A 21,860-nucleotide genomic window follows, 5' to 3' on the forward strand; every position below is an offset into this window, starting at 1 on the left:
CGCGCCAAGCGCCGATCTTGAAGACAAAGGAGGCCCCATGAGCAGCAGCCCCGACGACCAGCCTGACGACCATGTTGACGGAAATCTGACCGGAAAGATCCTGATCGCGATGCCGGGAATGGCGGATGTGCGCTTTCAGCGGTCGGTGGTGCTGGTGTGCGCGCATTCCGACGAAGGGGCGATGGGGCTGGTCCTGAACCGTCCGCTGCCGGAGATCGGCTTCGGGGACCTGCTGGAACAGTTGGGGATCGAGGCGGATGATGCCGCCCGCCAGATCGAGGTGCGCTTCGGCGGCCCGGTCGAGCCGGGGCGCGGCTTCGTTCTGCACAACGTGCCGGAGCATGGTGAAGATCCGGAAGGGCGGCTGCGGATCTCGGGCGTGCTGGCGATGACCACGACCCGCGACATCCTTGAGGATCTGGCACATGGCGAGGGCCCGGAATCTGCGGTGCTGGCTCTGGGTTATGCCGGCTGGGGGCCGGGCCAGCTGGAAGAAGAAATGTTGCAGAACGGCTGGCTGACCGGCGACGGCGCGGAAGAGCTGATCTTCGGCAATGATCATGACGAGAAATGGCAGGCCGCGCTGAAGGCGCAGGGCATCGACCCCTCGCTTCTGTCGGCTGCTGCGGGTCGCGCCTGACGCCGCGACCCGCCTTGCAGTTCAGGCGGCGTCTGACTGTGCTGCCTGCATCTCGGCCCGATTGGACCGGACCGAGGACCACAGCGACAGCCCGATCAGGCCAGCGCCGCCCAGCCCGGTGATGATTTCCGGGATATGCACCAGTGACTGCACGAACATGATCAGTGACAACGCAATGATGGCGTAGAACGCCCCATGTTCCAGATAGCGGTATTGGGTCAGCGTGCCACGTTCGACCAGCATGATGGTCATTGATCGGACATACATCGCCCCAATTCCCAGCCCGATGGCGATGATGAACAGGTTCTGCGTCAGCGCGAAGGCCCCGATCACCCCGTCGAAGCTGAACGATGCATCCAGCACCTCGAGATAGAGAAACGCGCCCAGCCCGCCCTTCGCGGCATTTGCGCGCGTGTTCTGTGCGTCGTCCAGCAGACCCCCCAGCACCTCGACCAGCAGAAAGGTCAGCAGGCCCCAGATCGCGGCAGACAGGAACACCTGCTGCGAAACCGGATCGGCTTGCAGACGCGAAAAGCCCATGACGGCGATCAGGGCGATGGCGACCTCTACCCCGCGAATGCTGGCATACCGGGCCATGTGCCGTTCCAGCCAGCGGACCCAGTGCACGTCCTTTTCGTAATCGAAGAAGAAGCTGAGCCCGACCATCATCAGGAAGGTTCCGCCGAACGCCGCAATCGGCAAATGTGCGTCATGCATGATCCGTGCGTATTCGCCCGGCTCGGTTGCCGCCAGCACCATTGCCTGCCACGGCCCGATCCGTGCGGCGATCACCACGATCAGCAGCGGGAACACGATCCGCATGCCGAACACCGCGATCAGGATGCCCCAGGTCAGGAAGCGCCGCCGCCACACGGGCGTCATGGTCTTCAGCTTGTTGGCGTTGACGATGGCATTGTCGAAGGACAGCGAGATCTCGAGAACCGCCAGCACCACACAGATGAAGAAGATTGTCAGCGTGCCGACCGCGCTGCCTGTCGTCTGCCATCCAAGAACCGCTCCCAGGGCCAGCCCCAGCGCGGTGACGATGAAGGCCCATCGAAAATAACCAAGCGTCGAGCCATCGCCGGTTCCAGCGTGATCACTGGGCGGGCGGCCCGGGGAAGAGGTGTTGTCCTGCATGATTGAATGTCTCGGCGGCGTCTGGAAAGTTGCGACGCCGACATCACGGACGCGCCGCCGCATCCGCCAGAGGGGCCCGGTCATCGAACTGACCCGCCGACAGGGCGGGCGTCGCCGCATTATCATCGTCCCGGATGGTTTGAAAGCCCGGCGATGGTCGGAACCTTGCCGGGCCCAGCCATGATCTTGCGGCTTTCGCGTTTGCCGTCAGATCTCGGCTTCGGCCAAGGCACCGGGGTGCATGATCTCGATCCGGCGGCGGCCGGTGCGGATCAGTCCCCGCCGGCGCAGATGCGACAGCACGCGGCTGACAATCTCGCGATTGGCCCCGATGGTCGCGGCGATTTCGGAATGGGTCGGCATGTCGGTCAGCACGGCGCCCGGATGCAGAAGGCCCCGTTCAAACGCGAAAGAGACCAGATAGGACCGGACCCGTTGCTCGACGCTTTGCGTCACCAGCTGCAGATGACGCCGGGTCAGAACGCGGACGCGATCGGTCAGGGAAAGAAACATGCGTTGCCGGACCAGCGGCAGGCGATCCAGCATCCGCAGGAACGACGCCTGTTCCAGCACCAGCACCTGCGACGGCTCGCGTGCCACGACGGCCAGCGATCTGCTGCCCCCGTCAAGCGCGGACAATTCCCCGAAGTGATCGCCGATCTGAAAGCGGGTGAAGATGATTTCTCTCCCGTCCTCGGTCCAGTGGATCGCCATCAGCGCGCCCGAGATCAGGAAATAGACATCACAGGCGGCGTCGCTTTGCTCGAACAGGGTTTCCCAGGCGGACAGGGATACGACATGGCTGCGGACATTCAGGGCGTCCAGATCCTCGGCGCTGATCCCGGCCAGCAGCGGCAGATCATATCTCAGCAATGCCTGTCCCATGTCGAGACCTCAACCGGCCAGCGCGATACGCGCGCCGCGTATCTCGGGCAGGTGCGAGTCGGTGGCGAAATAGCTGCGGGCGACGGCCATCGCGCTGCCGTCATCCTGTGGCAGGTCGGCCAGATCCAGCGCGGCGCGCAGTTGCCACAGCCGGGCACCCTGGCGGTCAGCCAGCGCCACGGCGTCCTGAAGATGGCGATGCGCCACCTCGATCCGGCCAAGGCGCAGGGCGATGGCCGCATGCAGGCGCATTGTCTCGGCCTGCCAGCACCACAGTCGCGATTGCCGACCCTCCTCGACAGCGGCTGCGGACAGATCGAAGGCCTGGGTCAGTTCGCCCGCCCGAGCCAGCGCCGCGGCATAATGGGTCTGAAAATAGGGCAAACCGATCAACGCGCCGATCGCGCGCAGGCTGCGGATCGCGCCGTCAAACGCCTCGCGTCCCGATACGCTGTCGCTGCTGGTGGGCTGGATGACGTGCAGCCAGCACTGGCCGATCAGCCCCCAGAATTCGGCGCCTTGTTCGGCGGCGATCGCCATGCCGCGCTGCAGCCGCGCCAGCGCCTCGTCGACACGCCCGGCGGCGTGCAACGGAACGCTGCCCCAGATCAACGCATATGGCTGCATGACGGGAATGTTCAGCGCCTGCTGATGGGCGTCGGTTTCGGCCAGAAGGGCGGTCAGGCTGTCGGTCTCGCCGCAAAAAACCCGTGCGGGCACCTCGAACATCTGCGCGGCGGCAAAGATGTCCATGCCGTATTGCGCGATCATCGGCGCGTGGCGTTCAAGATCGTAAAGCGCACGGATGCGGGCGATATGGTCGAACTGCTCGCTGAACTCGCCCGAATAGAACCGGCCGCAATTGGACGCGGCCTCGGCCGCCAGCCGGATCTCGACCCGGTCGGGCCGAAGCTGGGCCTCGGCGGCATCCGCCGTCCGGTGCAGCAATTGGCCCAGATGGTCGGCGCCGGCGCGGTCGCCCGCGATGATGGCGTGGGCATAGCTGCCGAACAGTGCCGCGCCGTTCTCGTGACCGGGTGCGACTTGGTCGCTGGCCAGTCGCATGACCTGGTCGAAGGCGCGACGAACCGGCGCCGCAGCATAGCCCTGCGACTGCATCAGCGTGGAACCAAGTGCGGTATAGGCGGCGATTTCCAGGTCCGCCCGCGCCGGTTGCCCCACCGCCACGCCGGCACACATGCGCAGCGCGGACTGCGCGTGGTCCTGTGCCTCGGAGAACGCGCCGCGCAGCAGGGCCTGCTGGCTGGCGGCAAGATAGCTGCGGGCGGCGGGCAGATGCAGCTGTGCGCGGCTTTGGTGATTGGCCAGCATGGCGGGTCCGGCCTCGGTCAGGTCGGCGCACGTGCCTTGCAGCAGTTCGGCGACGCGGGCATGCAGCGCGATGCGCGTGCCGCGCAGCAGCATCCGGTAGGCGGCGCGTTGCAGCAGCGCATGGCTGAAGACCCAGCGATCCGGACCCGCAGGACGCAGGATATCGGCCCGGTGCGCCATCGCCAGAAGTTGCGGTATGTCATCCGCCGGGGCGGCCAGCGCCTGCAGCAGCCGTTGCGAAAAGCCGCGACCCAGAACCGAGGCCTGCAGCAACGCGAACCGCGCGGGTCCGGCATTGTCGATCCGTTCCGTCAGCAGGTCGCTGAGCGTGGCCGGCAACTCGCCCGCTGCGGGATTGTGCTGGGCTGCGTGGCGGATCAGCTGTTCCAGAAACAGCGGAACGCCACCCGCGTGCCGGATCACATCGTCGCGCGTGGCAGGCGACAACCCGTCCGGGCGAACCGCGTCCAGATAGGCGCGGGATTCATCGGCGTCGAACGCATCGAGGCGGATGGTTTCGAGCGACAGGTCTGACAGGTGGCGGTCGATCAGGCTGGTCTCGCGGCTGGTCATCAGAACGCGCCACGGTCCGCCCTGGATATCCCGCAGCAGTCTGCGCAGCACACCGAAACTGGCACTGTCCAGCCAGTGAAGATCCTCGAACAGCAGGATTCCACAGGGGTTCCGCGCCCGGACGGCCTGAGACAATGCGCCTTCGATCCGATCACGAAGCGCGCCGCTGGCGAATCGCGCCAGCAGCGCGTTGCCCTGCGGCAGGTTCAGCATCAGCGCCAGCCCCAGAACCGCATCGTCATCCAGTTGTGAGAAGGTCGCGCGCAGCTGTCCGAAGTCGGGCTGCGCGCCGCCGAACAGCGACCGCAGCCAGCGGCGGAAGGGAACATGGCCCGCGCCGCCTTCCAGCGCATCGGCCTGAAACACCGCGCAGGGCTGGTCGCCGGTCAGAAAGGTACCCGCCAGTGCCGACTTGCCAATTCCGGCCGGCCCGACCAGCAGGCAGGGCCGGTCGGTCGCGTCACGAATTCGGTCCCGCTCTTGGGTGCGGCCGATGAACGGTTGTTCGCGCAGATCCTCGCCCGGCATGCCGCCCGCGGTCTGCTGTCCGGCATCGACGCAATAGACCGTCATCGGGCCAAACCCCTTCAGAACGGTATCTGGTCGGGCGCGCGCAGGCAGCGCGCCGCGCAGCAGTTCATGGGTTTCCGCCGCGATCAGAACCTCGCCGGGCGCGGCCGCGGATTGCAGCCGCTGCGCCAGGGTGGTCACCATGCCGGTCATGCGCGGCAAGGGACCGTCGGTGCCCTTGGCGGACCGCATCCGGGTCGCGACCTCGCCGGTGGCGACACCGGCGCGCAATGCCACGCTGCGTCCGTCGGGGAAGGTGAAGCAGGGAAGGCGGGCGATCGCCAGGGCCGCCTCGACGGCCTTGCGCGCGGCCAGTTCCTCGGCCCGTGTCAGACCAAAGACCGCCACGATTCCATCGCCAAGGAATTCGGTGATCTCGCCGCCGCCCGCATCGACGATCCGACCGGTGCTGCCATAGAACCCGTCCAGCCAGTCCTGCAGATCCTCGGCGTCGGCGGTGCTGGCGAAATCGCTGAAGCCGACCACATCGACGAAGATCGCCGTCACCTGACGGCGCTCTCCTCTTCGGTTCAGGATGTCAGGATCGGCGGATGCCGGCATGTTGTCCCCCCCGCGCGTCCCGTGCGTCACGGCAAGCGGGAGCGTTCTGCCTCTAGCACCGCAAGGCGATGGCTGTCGAACGGATTCGAAAGTGTCCAGCTGGTCCAGATGCGGAAGGCGCCGGGCAACCCGTGATCGCGAAACGCCGCCGGGCCCGGCTGCATCGACAACGGTCTGGCGCTCATTTCCCCTTCGGGCAGGTTGGCCAGCGTGGCATCGGTCACCGTGATCAGGGCCGATACCGGTGCGACGCGTGCCGAGGTGAGATTGAAGTCGAAGGCCGAATAATGCCAACCGCCGAACCGGCTTTGGCTGACCACGACCTGCTGACACAGCGCCTCGACCGCAGCACATTCGGGGGAATCCATCAGCGCCTGCGCGAAACCCGGCTGCTGATATTGTCCCGACCAGATGGGCGCAGCCTGGGGCGAGGCGACATGGTAACTGCTGTTGTCCATCCGAAGCTGGCCCATGCGCTTGTTGAAGCCATACATCCACACACCGGCCAGTTGCGGCGCGCGGCTGTTCAGATACAGGTTCGGCAGATAGCTGAAGATGCCGTCCTGACCATCGATCCCCACCCAGTTGATCGCGACGATCGCCTCGAAATAGTCGCGATATCCCAGCAGGCGGGGAAGGACCGACATACGCACCCCGACTTGCTGGTTGGCCAGCAAGGCGACCGGGTGGGTTCCCGGTGGCGTCAGGCCTTGCGGCAGCAGGTGCATCCCGTCCGGCAGCACCGCTTGCAGGGCGGCGGAATCCACCGCGTGAAAGCTGAAGAACCCATCGATACTGCCCGTGCCGTAGAACGGCGTGACGGGCCAGGGCGCGGTCTGCGCATAGGGGCTGGCCAGTCGCGCGGCGTCGCCCGGCCCGGCATCAGGTGCCAGATCACCTTCACCGGTGATCTGGATATCCGCGCCGGTCAGGCCGCGCGCCGCCATCAACCCCGAGATCGTCGCCGCCTCGACGCATCCCGCGTTGATGCCGCATCGCGTCCAGTCGCCCGCCAGATACAGGTTCTCGAAGCCCGATCCGTCTGGCGGCAGCCGGTATTGCACGCTGTTCGGCACCGAAAGCACATAGCGTTCCGAGCCGTAGAAATTCTCGCGATAATACTGCGCGGCGAAACGCGCATCGTCATCGCCACCGTCGATGCTGTGCAGGATCTGGCCGTCGAAGCGCCCGTCTTTCTGCGCGCCCGGCCACATGCGGACAAGCTGGCTCTCGGCCCATTCCCTGCTGCGCTGTTCCATCGTGCCATGGTCGACACCGGCGTCATGGGCGGGGCTGCAGAAATACGCGATCGCCTTGGGCGGCGGATCCGGCCATGTCTCGCGCGGCAGCAGGTCGGACATGTCAGCCCATGTGTCCAGCGGCTCTGCAAAGCTGGTGATGACGGTTTGCAGGTGGGTCTGGTCGCCGGGATTGTGCTGCGCCACCAGCCCGTTCCACCCCAGTTCCCTTGGCGTCTTGTCGGTCCAGAACTGCGCGGCATGGGTGGCGACGGTCTGGACCTTGTCCATCATCGCCTGCCAGCGGGGCGAGGCATCACGCAACTCGGTCGCCAGATAAGGCATGGATCCCAGGGAGGCACCAAGGATGACCTGGTCGAAATCCTGCCCGCGCCGCAGCGTATAGGCGTGGCCGCGTGGCGGCGATTTTTCGCATTCGAAATCGGGATCAGACCAGTCGCTGATCTGATCCCATAACGGCTGTGACGGCCAGCAGGGCAGCCCTGCGACGTCGCGCAGCGGGTGGTATTCGTCGCCGGCGACGCTGGCCTGCCGGACCATCTCGACCGCATCGATCGCACTGCGGTCGTGGTTCAGCACCAGTCTGGTTGCTGCATTGAAGAACCGGAACCTGACGCCGCGATGGCGCAAGACCTGATAGTAGGGGGCGAAGATCGTGTCGCCCATGCCGGCCTGCATCTTGAAGAACAGCGATCCCTTGTAGCAGAACGCCAGCCGCAGAAGGCCGCGTATCGCTGTGCCCGCCCCCACGCTGCGGTGATCCGTGACCCCGCCCGGATATCCGAAGACATAATCGTAGCAGCCCCGGAAGACCGCGGAATAAACCGACTGCCGCGATGCCCCGTAATGCAGCAGCCATGCGCTGATTTCCCAATCGTCGATGGCGTCGAAGCCTTGCAGAAAGCAGCCGTTGGCAATCGTGCCGCGCGCGAAGGCCAGCGACAGGTCGATCAGGTAATGCAGCCGGCGCGAGGCGTCGCCTTCGGGCAGCTGCGCCAACACGTCGCCATGCCAGTTCTGCGTCTCGGCCACCAAAGCCGCAAGAGCGGCCTTTTCGGACCGGCTGTGATGACGCGCATCCGTGGGAAGACTTTCGGCATAAGCGCGCAGGTGGTGCAGGGGCGATGGCGCGACAAGGGGCAGTCCGCGCCCCCGGAACGCGGGTTGGAACTGCGTCGACACCTGGCATGCACCGAAGAGCGGGCTGCCCGATCCCTCAAGAAGCTGCGCGATGCGGTCCAAAAGCATCCGGAACAGCGTGTAGGGAGAGGGGACGACCCCGCCGCTGCCTGGCTGTTCTTTGTTCGCCGCAAAGTCGATGCGCCAGGGATGCAGCGCCATGGTGCCGTCAGGTTGCTGCACATCTTCCGCAAGAAAGAAATAGTCCAGTCCGTGAAACGCGGCCTCCAGCGTGCCAAGCGGGGCGTCGGTCCGTCGCAAACCGTCGCGTGCCATCGTCTCGTAGCAGTCGCGCATCAATCGGAAGGCGTTGTCATAGAAGCCCGCCCAGATATGCAGGCCATGTTCCTCGATCCGTTCGCCCATCTCCGCGTTCCGACCGCTGGCCCCCTTGCCGCCAAGCCGCCAGCCCATCTGATAGATGGTCAGGTCATAGCGATCCTGCCAGTTCGGCAATTGCGTGATGGCATAGGCCGCGGTGATCGCACCGACTCCGCCACCGATGATCGCGATTTTCTGGCGTGGCGAAGACATCTCGACCCCGTCTGTATAAATATCGTGAAAATATCGAAGCTTGGCGGCAAGATGGACCAGATCGGGCACGCTTGTGAAGCGAAAAGAAACGGTTCAGTTCCTGTCAGAGCGCGGTGACGACGCAAAAAGAAACGGACGGTTGCCTTTCGACGACCGCCCGCCGACCCGCGCCCCAGAAAAATCCGCAGGTCAAAGTACCGTTTACCGGACAGGCCGCACCCCCGGCCCATCTGAACATCGAACCCGATCCGCTAATGGCGCCGAATGGGAAACTTCGGGCCCGACCCAGGTTCAACCATAAGGCTAGTGCAAGACAGGATCGGCTTCTGTGCGCTGGGACACAGAAGCGTGATTGCTTGCATATTAATCAGAACTGGCCGCCGAATGCGGCGGGACTTTCAATAGGCAGAGTGCGGAGCGCGGCGATGGAACCACTTGTCGGGCAAATCGTGATGTTCGCCGGGACGTTCGCGCCGCGCGGATGGGCCCCTTGCGACGGACGGTTGCTGCCGATCGAGCGGTATCAATTGCTCTACAGCCTTCTTGGCACGGCCCATGGCGGCGACGGGCGCGAGACCTTCGGAGTGCCGGATCTGCGCCGGCATCCCGAAGGCCAGAGGCCCTCCGCCGAGGCACCAGACAGTGACGGCGCAAGACAGCAGGGACCGATGCAGCCGGTATCGACCGGTCAAGCAGCCGCGCGCATGACGGACCTTGTCCCTGGCGTGACCTTCATCATCGCGCTGGAGGGCATTTACCCGTCGCGAAACTGAACATGCTGCCGCGCCGCACGGTCGCGCCAAAGTTTTTAGCGATTGTGTGTTCCCGTATTTGTGGGCCATCCTTGGTGAACAAGGTGCCAAAGCACCGACCGCGCATGACGCGAAAGACCCGGGGGTAACTGCACATGAATGACCAACAACACCGCGACGGGGCAAAGCCAATCGCCAACAAACTGTCGCGCATCGGCGATTATTACAGCGCCACCCAGTTGCGATCAGACCGCTGGAGCGCGTTGCGCGACATCGCCGAAGAGCTTTCCCTGCATGGCGTCGAAGGCCGGCGCGGACGCAAACGGCTTGCCGAGGCCGAGGAACTGTTCGAGGCATTGGCGCCGATCGAAACCTATTGGGCCTTTCCCGGCGCGACGGCCTTTGCCTATATGCGGCGGCTGCTGGATCAGGGAAAGATCCCCGATTTCTCGCATACGGTACGGCGGGCCGCACGGGCGCTGATTTCGGGTGCCTATCGCCGGCGAACGATTCAATTGACCTCGGAAGACGGCGAGGCCGAGGATTTCGAGGATGAAGTCGCGCTGTCGCCAGATGCCAGGGCGCTGGGTCGTCCGTATTTCGAGGTTCTGATCGTCGATGATCTGAACGAACATCAGGAACGCTGGCTGCGGTCGAACCTGCAGCGCGCCCGCCGCCCCGAGGATGCCTTTGTCTATGAACCGGTCATCGTCCCCAGCCTGGAAGACGCGCTGATCGGCATTCTGTTCAATTACAACGTGCAAGCCGTCGTCGTGCGCCCGGGGCTGGCGCTGAAGTCGCGCAACAATGTCGAAATCCTGAACAAATATCTGCGCCGTGCCAGCGACGAAGAAGAGGTGGATGCCCTCCATCCCGACGAATACGGCGCCGAGACATGCAGGCTGGTCCATCGTATCCGGCCCGAACTGGACACATATCTGGTCACCGACCGATCGGCCGAAACGATCGCGGCGATGGATCTGGGCGGGTGCCGGCGGGTCTTCTACAATCAGGAAGATTTCCTTGAACTGCACCTGAACATCCTGCGAGGCGTCAACAGCCGTTTCAAGACACCGTTTTTCACCGCGCTGAAGGAATACTCCAAACAGCCGACCGGCGTCTTTCATGCCATGCCGATCAGTCGCGGCAAGTCGATCACCCGCAGCCACTGGATTCAGGACATGGGCGCCTTCTATGGCCCGAACATCTTTCTGGCCGAGACCTCGGCGACGTCGGGCGGCCTGGACAGCCTGCTGGAGCCGCGCGGCCCGATCAAGAAGGCGCAGGAATCGGCAGCACGCGCCTTTGGATCCAAGCAGACCTTCTTTGCCACCAATGGCACCTCGACCTGCAACAAGATTGTCGTGCAGGCCCTGATCCGGCCGGGCGACATCGTGCTGGTGGACCGCGACTGCCACAAATCGCACCATTACGGCATGGTGCTGGCCGGGGCGAACGTGGTCTACATGGACAGCTATCCGCTGCACCAGTATTCCATGTACGGTGCCGTGCCGATCCGCGAGATCAAGCACAAATTGCTGGAACTGAAGGCCGAGGGCAAGCTGGACCGGGTCCGAATGGTCCTGCTGACCAACTGCACGTTTGACGGGCTGATCTACAATGTCGAACGGGTGATGGAGGAATGCCTGGCGATCAAGAAGGATCTCGTCTTCCTGTGGGACGAGGCATGGTTCGCCTTCGCGCGCTTCAATCCGGCGTTCCGTCAGCGTACCGCGATGGCCACCGCTGCCAATCTGCGCCATGCCCTGCGCGCGCCGGAACGCGTGCATGCGTGGGAAGCGCAACAGGAAAAACTGAAGGATGCCGAAGACCAAGAGGTGTTGAACACGCGGCTGATCGCCCCCCCGGATGCGCGGGTCAGGGTCTATGCGACGCAGTCGACGCACAAGACGCTGACCTCGCTGCGTCAGGGGTCGATGATCCATGTCTATGATCAGGACTTCAAGGGCGAGACCGAGCAGGCCTTCCACGAAGCCTACATGACCCACACCTCGACCTCGCCGAACTACCAGATCATCGCATCGCTGGATGTCGGCCGCCGTCAGGTCGAGCTTGAGGGATACGAATTCGTCCAGCGCCAGATCGAAAGTGCGATGTCGCTGCGGCGCGCGATCGGCACCCATCCGTTGCTGTCCAAGTATTTCAAGGTTCTGACGCTGGCCGACATGATCCCGGATGACTATCGGGAAAGCGGGGTGGAGGCCTACTACGACTCAAAGCGCGGCTGGCAGGACAGCTGGGACCACTGGGCGACTGACGAATTCGTGCTTGATCCGACCAAGGTTACGCTGGCCGTCGGCGGCACGGGCTGGGACGGCGATACGTTCAAGACCCAGATCCTGATGGACAAGCACGGCATCCAGATCAACAAGACCTCGCGCAACAGCGTGCTGTTCATGACCAATATCGGCACGACGCGATCCTCGATCGCCTATCTGATCGAAGTGCTGGTCAGCATCGCCAAGGACCTCGAGGATCTGCTTGACGACGCGTCCAAGATGGAACGTCGTTCATTTGATGCGCGCGTGCACAGCCTTGTCGAACAGGTTCCGCCGCTGCCCGATTTCAGCCGGTTCCACACGGCGTTCCGCGACGGCGATACACCCGAGGGGGATATCCGCAGCGCGTTCTTTCTGGCCTATGACGAAGACAATTGCGACTATCTGGACTTGGATCAGGCGCTGAAGGAAAAGCTGGAAAATGGCGAGGAACTGGTGTCGGCCTCGTTCATCATTCCCTATCCGCCGGGGTTCCCGATCCTGGTGCCCGGTCAGGTCATCAGCCGCGAAATCCTGACCTTCATGCGGGCGCTGGATGTCAGCGAGATCCATGGATACCGGCCGGATCTTGGACTGCGGGTCTTCACCGCCGAGGCACTGAAGCGGGTCGAAAAGGAAAAGGGCTGAGCCTGTCCTGCGCGCGGCCTAGAATGTGGGCGGCGTGCAGGCACTGACGATCACGCAGCGCGTGTTGCCAGTGTTGCGGAACCTGTGAGGACGGCGGCTGTCGAAGATATAGGCATCGCCCGGTCCAAGTTCCGACACCTCGTCGCCGACGGTGATCTCGATCCGGCCTTCGATCACGATCCCGGCCTCTTCCGCCTCGTGGCTGTAAAGCGTCTCGCCCGTATCGGCGCCGGGGTCGTAGGTTTCGTGCAGCATCATCAGGCTGTTGCGATCCGCACGACCGATGCGCAGCAGCGACAGCTTGGCGGCGGTCGCCTCGGGGCCATGAACGGTTGCCGATCGGATCTCGGGCAGTTCGTCATGCGCCCAGAAGGTGCGCGGCTCTTCTTCGGTTTCCATGAAGAAATCGACCATGCTGGTCGTCAGCCCGTCCAGGATCTTCTTCAGATTGGCGACCGAGGGGCTGATCTTGTTCTGTTCGATCATCGAGATCAGCCCGTTCGTGACGCCCGCGCGGGCGGCAAGCTGGCGTTGCGACAGGCGTTTGTCCTGCCGTAGAAGGCGCAGCCGCGTGCCGATGTCGAAATCCGTATCGCTCATGTCCTGCCTCGTCCGACCCGGTTTTCCCGAGCCGCTGTCGCGGTGCGGGAAAAGCTCACATCCTGGTGCGACGCCGCGAAAGATCTTGCCCCGCTGATCGCCGTGATTAATATATTGAGCAGAATTTCAGGAGTCACGCCATGACCAACGCAGAACTTTCCGCCCGCCGTTCCGCCGCAATCGCGCGCGGCGTGGGAGTTGCCACGCCGATCTTCGCCGAACGCGCGAAGAATGCCGAATTGTGGGACAGCGAGGGGAATCGCTATATCGACTTTGCCGGGGGCATCGCCGTCGTGAACACCGGCCACAGCCATCCCCGCGTGGTCGAGGCCGTCAAGACACAGATCGATCATTTCAGCCATACCTGCCATCAGGTCGCGCCCTACGAAAACTATGTCGAGCTGGCCGAAAGGCTGAATGCCGCTGCGCCTGGCGATTTTGCCAAGAAGACATTGTTCGCCACAACCGGTGCCGAGGCGGTCGAGAACGCGGTCAAGATCGCGCGCGCCTTCACCGGGCGGCAGGGGGTCATCGCGTTCAGCGGCGGGTTCCACGGCCGGACCTTCATGGGAATGTCGCTGACCGGCAAGGTTCAGCCCTACAAGGCCGGTTTCGGTGCGATGCCGGGCGATGTCTGGCACGTTCCCTTCCCGATGGCGCCGCACGGCATCACCGCAGACGATTCGATGGCCGCGATCGAGGGGCTGTTCAAATCCGACGTGGATCCCGCCCGCGTGGCGGCGATCATCATCGAGCCGGTTCAGGGCGAGGGCGGTTTCTATCCGGCCCCGGCCGAACTGATGACGGCGCTGCGCGCGCTGTGCGACAAGCACGGCATCCTGCTGATCGCCGACGAGGTGCAGACCGGCTTTGCCCGCACCGGCAAGCTGTTCGCCATGCAGCACTACGATGTCGCCCCCGATCTGACCACGATGGCGAAAAGCCTTGCCGGCGGCTATCCGCTGTCGGGCGTCGTGGGCCGCGCCGAGGTGATGGATGCGCCCCAGCCCGGCGGGCTGGGCGGGACCTATGGCGGCAGCCCGCTTGGCATCGCCGCGGCGCTGGCGGTCATGGACGTGATCCGCGACGAAGATCTGTGCGCGCGGGCCCAGAAACTGGGCGATGCGCTGAAGTCGCGGCTGTCCTCGCTGAGAAACGAAGTGCCGGAACTGGCCGATGTGCGCGGTCCGGGCTTCATGGTTGCCGCCGAATTCATCGATGCGGATGGCACGCCCCTGCCGCAGATGGCCACCGCCGTCCGCGACGAGGCGATGTCGCGCGGCCTGATCCTGCTGACCTGCGGTGTTTACGGCAACGTGATCCGTTTCCTGTCGCCGATCACCATCGAGGACGAGATCTTCGACGAGGCGCTGGAGACGCTGTCCGAATCGCTGCGCGCCGCCAAGGCCGCGCAGGACGCCCGTGCGGCGGCAGCCTGATCTGAACGCCCCGTTCCTGCGCGCATTTGCCTGATCCCACAGCCCCGCCGCCATCATCGCGGCGGGGTGCCGTGTTTCAGGGACGCAGCGGCCTTGGCGGAACGGGATGGGTTCGGGCGGTGTTGCATCGTCGGCCGAGATCGCCGCTGTCCCGCCCCACAACGGCGCTTGAGACGGCGGCCGGCAAGAACTAGCGTCATCAAATCGACGCATGAACACGTCCCGGCGGTCGCAACGCGCGAGACGAAACTGGAGAAGAACGAAAATGACACCCTTCGCGATTGCCGGCATCCAGATGCATGTCGATGCGCTGCACTCGAATGTCGAGGCGATGCTGCACCGCGTCGATATCCTGATGGCCCGGTTTCCCTGGACCCAGATGGCGCTATTCAGCGAACTGGCGCCCTATGGTCCCCTGCATCGCTATGCCCAGCCCTTCCCGAACGAGGCGCTTGAGCGGTTCCAGGAAAAGGCCCGGCAATACAAGCTGTGGCTGATCCCCGGCTCGATGTTTCAGAAGCTTCAGGACGGGCGGATCATGAACACTTCGGTGGTGATCAACCCCGAGGGCGAGATCGTGTCCACCTACGACAAGATGTTTCCGTTCCGGCCCTACGAGGAAGGCATCTCGGCAGGCACCGAGTTCTGCATCTTCGACGTGCCCGAGGTGGGCCGTTTCGGCCTGTCGATCTGCTATGATATCTGGTTCCCCGAAACGACCCGCCAACTGACCAGCCAGGGCGTCGAGGTGCTGCTGCACCCCGTCCTGACAGGCACGACGGACCGCGATGCCGAGCTGGCCATCGCGCGGGCGACGGCGGCACAGTTCCAGTGCTATGTCTTCGATGTGAACGGACTGGGCGCTGGCGGCGTCGGCAAGTCACTGGTCGTGGACCCGTCTTCGCTGGTCCTGCATCAGTCTGCGGGGCAGGAAGACATTTTCCCCATCGAGGTCGATCTGGAATTGGTTCGCCGTCAGCGCGAAACCGGCATGAAAGGCCTTGGGCAGGTGCTGAAAAGCTTTCGCGACCGGGACGCCGATTTCTCGGTCTATGACCGCGACAGCGGCGTTGACGCCTATCTGAAGACGCTGGGTCCGCTGGTGACGCCGGTACAGGGTTCCGCGGCCGGACTGCAATCCACCGATCCCCGCACCGCGCTGGAGAACGCCGATCAGACGCGGGTCGAGGCCTTCGGCCGTGCCGGATATCGCGATAATCTGGCGCCCTTCCCGCTGGCGCAGGGCACAAAGGAATGATCCGCCGCGACGCGGGGGCAAGACTGCGCCCTTGCGTCGCGCCCGGATGCGCGCAAGGCTGGCAGGGATGGAAACGGCAAGAACGACCTGCCGCAAGGTGCCATCGGGGCGCCCTGCGGACGGCTAAACAAAAAAACAATCAGGGAGAAGGAACCGCCAATGCCCAAGAAGATGTTGAAGAACATTTCAGAGATCCGGCGCTATTTCCACACGAATCAGGACCCGATCTATTTCGTCTCGGCGACCAACTTCAACCTGCTGGGGATCGACGAGTGGGTGAAGAACTTCAAATATATCTGCTACATGGATTGCTTCGACGGCCGACACCCTAACGTGTTCGTTCCCTCGGAAATGCCGCATGAGGAATTCCAGTCGATCGAGGATATCAACAACTATCTCCTTCAGCACAAGGAGGTCATCGACCTGGTCAAGCGGCGCGGCGGCAAGCCGAAATTCGTCTTCCTGATGTTCGACGAAAAGACCGAGATGCTGGTCAAGGAACTGGGCGGCGAGGTCTGGTTTCCCAAGGCGAAGCTGCGCGAGCGCTGCGACAACAAGATCGAGACGGTCCGGATCGGCAACAAGGCCGGCGTGCCGTCGGTTCCCAACACCCTGTCCGAGGTCAAGGACTACGCACATCTGAAGAAGGTCTGCGAAAAGGCCGGTCTGGGCAATGACCTGGTGCTTCAGTCGGCGTTCGGCGACAGCGGCCACACGACCTTCTTCATCAAGTCCGAGGCCGATTTCCGCAAGCACGAGCATGAGATCGTCGGACAGGGCGAGATCAAGATCATGAAGCGGATCGATTGTCGTGGGTCCGCGATCGAGGGCTGCGTGACGCAGGCCGGAACCATCGTCGGTCCGCTGATGACCGAACTGGTGGGCTTCAAGGAACTGACCCCCTATCGCGGCGGCTGGTGCGGCAACGAGATCTTCGCGACATCATTCCCGCCCAAGGCGCGTCAGCAGGCGCGTGACTTGACGTTCAAGTTCGGTGAACAGCTGCGCAAGGAAGGCTATCGCGGCTATTTCGAACTGGACTTCCTGATCGACAAGAAGACCGGCGATCTGTGGCTGGGCGAGTTGAACCCGCGCATCACCGGTTGCAGTTCAATGACCAATCACGCGGCATTCGCGCATGCAGATGCGCCGTTGTTCCTGTTCCACCTGCTGGCCTTCTCGAAAAAACCGTTCGAGCTGGATGTGGACGAGATCAATGCGCGGTGGGCAGACCCCGACATGATCGACAGCTGGTCGCAGATGGTGATCAAGCATACCGACGACAATGTCGACATCATCACCGATGCACCACAAAGCGGGATCTACCGGATGCTCGAGGACGGGCGCGTCGTCTTCGACCGCTTTGATTACCACCGCCGCGCGGTCGAAAGCGAGAACGAGGCGTTCTTCCTGCGTATCTCGGGCGTCAATGACTATCGCTACGAGGGCGCCGATCTGGGCATCCTGGTGATGCGCGGCCGTTCGATGACCACCGGATTCAAGCTGACCGAGCGTGCGCAGAAATGGATCCACGGCATCAAGAACGCGTATTCCGCCCGGCCGCTGCCTGCGGCACAGGCGCTGGAACCGCCCGCGTTCAAGATCATGTAGCAGGTTTCATGTCGCTGCATTTCAAAGCGATCAGCGAAGACGAACCCGGCCCCATATGGGCCGGGCTTTTCCGTGCATTCTGGCCATCCTACCGGCGATGGTGGGCCTCGGAAGGGGTGACCGGGCGACCGACCTATCGCGAATGCCGCCTGGCGCTCAAGGCTCACATGCCCGAGATCCTGCCCCTCTATGAACAGCTTTGCGAGCTTGCGGGGGGCGGTGACAGCCAGGCGCGGTTTCTCAGCTTCTTTTGTCCGCCGCGCTATCTGTCGGGCTGCAGTCAGGCGATCTGGCAGGGCGAACGCCCGCTGCTGGTCAGGAACTACGATTACAGCCCGTCCGCGTTCGATGCGATCCTTCTGTCCACCAGCTGGCAAGGCCGGCGCGTCATCGGGATGAGCGATGGCATGTTCGGCCTTATCGACGGAATGAACGATGCTGGGCTGTGCCTGTCGCTGACTTTCGGCGGGCGACGCGAGGTGGGTGAGGGGTTCGGGATCCCGCTGATCCTGCGCTATATCCTGCAAACCTGCGAAACGCTGGAAGAGGCGGCAGCGGTGCTGAAGCGCGTACCCTGCCACATGAGCTATAACGTGACGGTTCTGGACCGGCACCGGCGATACATCACGGCCTATCTGACGCCCGACAGGCCGACGATAATCTCGATCACTCCGGTTGCGACGAACCATCAGGAACGGGTGGAGTGGTCCAGCCACGCCCGGTTCACCGCCACGGTCGAACGTCAGCGTTTCCTGCTGAACCGGCTGACCATGCACCCCGAGACACAGGATCGCTTCATTGGCGTGTTCCTGCGCCCACCCTTGTATTCCACGGCCTTCGCCTCTGGCTTCGGCACGCTTTACACCGCTGCCTACATGCCGGCCGAGGGGCGGATGCAGGTCTGGTGGCCACAGCATGTCTGGACCCACAGTTTCGATGCGTTCAACAGCGGGTCGCAGTTCATCCTGATCCCCGATGCCGTCCCGCCGACTGCCGTGTACTGACCGCGCCGGGTCGCGTTGGTCATTCGCATTGCCCCATCGCGGTGTCGAATGGCTGGTCGGTCGGGGTCAGCGCGCCGCTATCTATCTGGATCGGCCTGTATGGCGGTGCGTCCTGAATCGCGGGTTGAACCTGTGTCAGGCGATAGCAGCCCTGATAGACGGTGGTCGTGCCATCGGTCGTCGTGGCGCGCAGCGCGACCGGCACCGACGAATGGATCGACCCTGCAGCCCCTTCGCTGGTCGCCTCGCCGATCCGAAGTTCGACGGCCTCGGTGTTCGCGTATCCATCGCGAAACTCTTCGTAGGCCGGGGCGGTGCTTTCCGAGAAATAGCTCCAGCCGCGCAGATATTCCTGCCGGTCGATCGCGTTGTATAACGATGTGACCACACGCTCGGCCGAAGAACGATCATCTATGAAAGGATCGGTCGCAGGGGCGGCAATCGCCGGAGCCGCGGCGGCCAGCCCGATCCCAAGAACCAGAAGGCGCATCATGGTGGATTTCCTTTCCGTCAGCCCGAAAGCCTATTCGAACGCGCATCCCTGTCAGGACGTTCCGGTCAGGCCCGGCGCAGCAGATAGATATCCATGATCCAGCCATGCGCCGCGCGGGCTGTGGCACGCGTCCGTGCGATCCTTGGACCGCATTCGGGCAAGGGTCCGTGATCCAGGATTTGTTGCGGCATGCCAAGAAATGCCCCCCACCAGATATGCAGGTCGTCGGGGGGCAGGGTCAGGAAGGCACAGCCGCCGTCCAGCATGACCGCCAGAGTGTCCGCGCCCTCGGGCCAGCCATGGTCGCGCAGGCGACGGCCGGTGGTGATCTGAACCGGCGCGCCGATTTGGTTCAGGGGTATCGCATGGGCGGCGCATAGTGCCTGAATGGCGGTGATGCCGGGTATGACGCGGCGCGTGACCGGCAGGCGCAGCCGGTCGGCGATGCGCAGCGTGCTGTCGTACAAAGCCGGATCGCCCCAGACCAGCAGCGCCACCCGGCCCGAAAGGTCGGGAAGATGCGCGGTGATCTGGTCCTGCCACGCGACCGCGATGGCATCGTGCCAACGCTCCACCGCTTGAAAATAGTCGGGGTCGTCGCTGTCGCGACGCGGCAGGGGAAATTCGACGATTCCCGTGCGCGGCCCGGCATGGCGATCACAGATCGACCGCCGCAGTCCGGCCAGATCCTCTTTTCCCGCGTCCTTCAGTGGGATCAGGATCAGATCGGCGGCGGCGATCTCGGACGCCGCTGCCAGTGTCAGGTGATCGGGGTTGCCGGTGCCGATGCCGATCAGGGTCAGTGTGATCATGGCCGGCGGCGCCCCGTTTCGATCAGGCGTATAGGCGCGGTGTCACCAGGCCGCTGTCGCGCAGCCCGCGCAATGATTTGGCGCCTGCCAGCACAGCCAGATCGACCAGCGGCTCGATCAGGACGACCAGCATGTAAGCCGCGCCGAAAGTCGCGATTCCATCGATCCCGGCCAGTCCCTGACCGTAGATCGCCCAGAACGCGACCCACAGGACCACGCCCCCCTGATAAGCCGTGGACAACGCCAGCGCCTGACCATAGCGCAGATCGACATAGGGCGTGCCGGGCGCGATGATCCTGGAGGCCAGTGCCTGCAATGCGAACAGCGGCACCAGCAGCGTGGTCAGGTTCATGCCGTATTGCGGCAGGTCGAACGGCGCGAAAAACAGCCCCTGCACCAGCAGCCCCAGCGCCAGTCCGATCGCGGCGGGGGCCGGGCCGAAGATCAGGAACAGTGTCGATCCAAGGATGAAGTGCACCTCGGAGACACCGACCGGGAAATGCGGCAGGATCTCGAAGAACGCGAAGACCAGCGCGGTTGCGATCGCGCCGCGCATCAGCAGCGACGCCGGACCGCGTTCGCGCAGCGCGTCCCATGCCAGTTTCATCGTATATGCGCCCGCGCCGGCCGCGGTCGCATAGCTGAGCAGGATCTTGGCGCCGTTGACGACGCCGGGTTCGATATGCATGTCTTTCTCCTTTGCCGTCATCCCCGACGGCATCTGGTTGCGTGCTGAGGGCCGGTTTCCTGGCTTGCGGGTCGATGCGTGAGGTTCGGCCTTCCCGGCCCCTTCGGGCCAGTGGCGATGTCGAACCACGCTCGCCGCATACAGTCGCGGGGGCGGCTGGGGCTTCGGGCGCCGCGATTTGGTCCGCCCTTCCCCATTCCCGATTAAGCCCGACGCTTTCCTGCGTCTGTCGGGCACCGATCAGAATGTCAGATAGACGGCAAAGCCTGCCTGCGGTCAAGCCTTCTGCGCCCCGGCGATCAGGTGAAAGAACGTGCCGGTGACATGGCCCCCGTCCGACGTGGCGCGATAGGATCCGGTCTCGGGCAAAACCGTGCCGTTGGCGTCGCGGATCTGTGCCAAAGGCGCATCCGGTTGCGACAGGATCGAGGCATAGTGAAACTCGTGTCCGCGCAGCGCCAGAGTTTGCGCCAGACCCGGAAACGGGGCCACAAGGTTGGCATGGCGATAGCCCAGATGCATCCGGCGTTTCTGATAGCTGGTTTCCAGACCAAGCAATCCGGTCATCTGGTGCCGCAGGCCTGCCGCATCGACCAGCCCGGCCCCCAGAACCATGTAGCCACCGCATTCGCCATGCACAGGCCGGGTTTGCGCAAACTTCGCCAGGCCCATTCTGAACCCCTGCGCGGCGGCGATGCGGCCCGCGTGCAGTTCCGGATAACCTCCGGGCAGCCAGCATGCATCCGCGCCGGGATCCGGAGGCTCGTCCGCCAGCGGCGAGAACGGCAGGATCGTCGCGCCCTGGCGGCGCCATTCCGCGATCAGATGCGGATAGACGAAGCTGAAGGCCGCATCACGGGCAAGCGCAATCCGCTGGCCCGGCGGGGGCAGCGGGCGATGCGGGGTGGAGGGGGGCAGGGCGCGTGCGGCGGCCGCCGCGACGATGCGGTCAATATCGCAATGGGCCGCGATGAAGTCGCCGGCGCGCTGCAGGATATCGTCCAGACCGGCGGTTTCCTCGGCCTGCACAAGGCCCAGATGGCGCTCGGGCAGATCGATATTGCCCTGCCGGGGCAGCACGCCCAGAACCGCGATACCCGCCGCCTGCATGCCCTCGCGGATCAGCGCCTCGTGCCGCACCGACGCGACGCGGTTCAGAACCACGCCCGCGAATGGCAGATCCGGCCGCAGCGAGGCAAAGCCTCGTGCCACCGCCGCTGCCGATTGCGCCTGACCGGACACGTCAAGGATCAGGACCACCGGCCACCCCATCAGCGCCGCGATCTCGGCGCTGGCGCCGATGCCGGTCTCGCCCGGTTGCGCGACCCCGTCGAACAGACCCATCGACCCCTCGGCCAGCGCAAGATCGGCATCATCCGCCAGCGCCACATGAGATGTGATCTGCGCGGCACCCATTGCCCATGAGTCGAGATTGAACGAGGCGCGACCCGATGCTGCCAGATGAAAGGCCGGGTCGATATAGTCCGGGCCCGACTTGAACGGCTGCACCGACAGGCCGCGCGCCCTCAGCGCGGTCAGCAGCCCCAGCATCAGCGTGGTCTTGCCGGTTCCCGAGGCCGGCGCCGATATCATCAGCCCCGGC

16 protein-coding genes and 1 riboswitch are annotated in these 21,860 nt (G+C 64.1%); of the genes, 7 read left to right on the plus strand and 9 right to left on the minus strand.

Features of this window, described 5'->3' with window-relative positions; translation table 11 throughout:
* Nucleotides 1-37 precede the first annotated feature (37 nt).
* Nucleotides 38-640: a YqgE/AlgH family protein gene (locus tag MU516_RS02550; RefSeq protein ID WP_260275613.1), complete on the plus strand. Its 603-nt coding sequence runs from the start codon at nucleotides 38-40 to the stop codon at nucleotides 638-640.
* A 21-nt stretch (nucleotides 641-661) separates the two neighbouring features.
* On the opposite strand, the gene MU516_RS02555 is transcribed toward MU516_RS02550, so the two are convergent.
* From MU516_RS02555 to MU516_RS02570, 4 genes are all read right to left on the minus strand, one after another.
* On the minus strand, nucleotides 662-1,780 hold the full coding sequence (locus MU516_RS02555) for a DUF475 domain-containing protein (RefSeq protein WP_260275614.1): 1,119 nt from the start codon (nucleotides 1,778-1,780) through the stop codon (nucleotides 662-664).
* A gap of 207 nt (nucleotides 1,781-1,987) precedes the next feature.
* On the minus strand, nucleotides 1,988-2,665 hold the full coding sequence (locus MU516_RS02560; protein WP_260275615.1) for a Crp/Fnr family transcriptional regulator: 678 nt from the start codon (nucleotides 2,663-2,665) through the stop codon (nucleotides 1,988-1,990).
* A 9-nt stretch (nucleotides 2,666-2,674) separates the two neighbouring features.
* Nucleotides 2,675-5,701 (minus strand): ATP-binding protein, encoded by a 3,027-nt coding sequence (locus MU516_RS02565; protein WP_260275616.1) that lies wholly within the window; start codon nucleotides 5,699-5,701, stop codon nucleotides 2,675-2,677.
* 26 nt (nucleotides 5,702-5,727) lie between these two features.
* Nucleotides 5,728-8,673, minus strand: a complete 2,946-nt coding sequence (locus MU516_RS02570) for an NAD(P)-binding protein (RefSeq protein ID WP_260275617.1) — start codon at nucleotides 8,671-8,673, stop codon at nucleotides 5,728-5,730.
* Between the two features lie 425 nt (nucleotides 8,674-9,098).
* Here MU516_RS02570 and MU516_RS19420 point away from each other — a divergent pair, with 425 nt between their 5' ends.
* Nucleotides 9,099-9,446: a phage tail protein gene (locus MU516_RS19420; RefSeq protein WP_260275618.1), complete on the plus strand. Its 348-nt coding sequence runs from the start codon at nucleotides 9,099-9,101 to the stop codon at nucleotides 9,444-9,446.
* A 134-nt stretch (nucleotides 9,447-9,580) separates the two neighbouring features.
* A complete protein-coding gene (locus MU516_RS02580; protein ID WP_260275619.1) occupies nucleotides 9,581-12,352 on the plus strand; it encodes an aminotransferase class I/II-fold pyridoxal phosphate-dependent enzyme in 2,772 nt (923 codons plus the stop codon).
* A gap of 18 nt (nucleotides 12,353-12,370) precedes the next feature.
* On the opposite strand, the gene MU516_RS02585 is transcribed toward MU516_RS02580, so the two are convergent.
* Entirely contained in the window at nucleotides 12,371-12,952 is a 582-nt protein-coding gene (locus tag MU516_RS02585) for a cupin domain-containing protein (protein ID WP_260275620.1), read from the minus strand.
* A 140-nt stretch (nucleotides 12,953-13,092) separates the two neighbouring features.
* Here MU516_RS02585 and MU516_RS02590 point away from each other — a divergent pair, with 140 nt between their 5' ends.
* The 4 genes from MU516_RS02590 to MU516_RS02605 all read left to right on the plus strand — a co-directional run bounded on the left by MU516_RS02590 (nucleotide 13,093) and on the right by MU516_RS02605 (nucleotide 18,264).
* Complete coding sequence (locus tag MU516_RS02590; protein ID WP_260275621.1) at nucleotides 13,093-14,391, plus strand: 4-aminobutyrate--2-oxoglutarate transaminase; 1,299 nt, start codon at nucleotides 13,093-13,095, stop codon at nucleotides 14,389-14,391.
* 265 nt (nucleotides 14,392-14,656) lie between these two features.
* Nucleotides 14,657-15,649, plus strand: coding sequence for a carbon-nitrogen hydrolase family protein (locus MU516_RS02595; RefSeq protein WP_260275622.1), 993 nt, complete (start codon nucleotides 14,657-14,659; stop codon nucleotides 15,647-15,649).
* Between the two features lie 159 nt (nucleotides 15,650-15,808).
* Entirely contained in the window at nucleotides 15,809-17,260 is a 1,452-nt protein-coding gene (locus MU516_RS02600; protein WP_260275623.1) for a biotin carboxylase, read from the plus strand.
* An 8-nt stretch (nucleotides 17,261-17,268) separates the two neighbouring features.
* Nucleotides 17,269-18,264, plus strand: a complete 996-nt coding sequence (locus tag MU516_RS02605; protein ID WP_260275624.1) for a C45 family autoproteolytic acyltransferase/hydrolase — start codon at nucleotides 17,269-17,271, stop codon at nucleotides 18,262-18,264.
* 19 nt (nucleotides 18,265-18,283) lie between these two features.
* Here MU516_RS02605 and MU516_RS02610 read toward each other — a convergent pair whose 3' ends face one another.
* From MU516_RS02610 to MU516_RS02625, 4 genes are all read right to left on the minus strand, one after another.
* Nucleotides 18,284-18,757 carry a hypothetical protein gene (locus tag MU516_RS02610; RefSeq protein ID WP_260275625.1) on the minus strand — a complete coding sequence of 158 codons (474 nt, stop codon included), beginning with the start codon at nucleotides 18,755-18,757 and terminating at the stop codon, nucleotides 18,284-18,286.
* Nucleotides 18,758-18,822: 65 nt separating this feature from the next.
* Nucleotides 18,823-19,569, minus strand: coding sequence for a precorrin-6A synthase (deacetylating) (gene cobF / locus MU516_RS02615; RefSeq protein ID WP_260275626.1), 747 nt, complete (start codon nucleotides 19,567-19,569; stop codon nucleotides 18,823-18,825).
* Nucleotides 19,570-19,591: 22 nt separating this feature from the next.
* Nucleotides 19,592-20,257 (minus strand): energy-coupling factor ABC transporter permease, encoded by a 666-nt coding sequence (locus MU516_RS02620; protein ID WP_260275627.1) that lies wholly within the window; start codon nucleotides 20,255-20,257, stop codon nucleotides 19,592-19,594.
* A gap of 32 nt (nucleotides 20,258-20,289) precedes the next feature.
* A riboswitch (cobalamin riboswitch) is annotated at nucleotides 20,290-20,514 on the minus strand.
* 19 nt (nucleotides 20,515-20,533) lie between these two features.
* Complete coding sequence (locus MU516_RS02625) at nucleotides 20,534-21,850, minus strand: cobyrinic acid a,c-diamide synthase CobB (RefSeq protein ID WP_260275628.1); 1,317 nt, start codon at nucleotides 21,848-21,850, stop codon at nucleotides 20,534-20,536.
* Nucleotides 21,851-21,860: the final 10 nt, after the last annotated feature.

The sequence above is a fragment of the Paracoccus maritimus genome, assembly GCF_025195095.1.
In the GTDB taxonomy this organism is placed as follows: domain Bacteria; phylum Pseudomonadota; class Alphaproteobacteria; order Rhodobacterales; family Rhodobacteraceae; genus Paracoccus; species Paracoccus maritimus.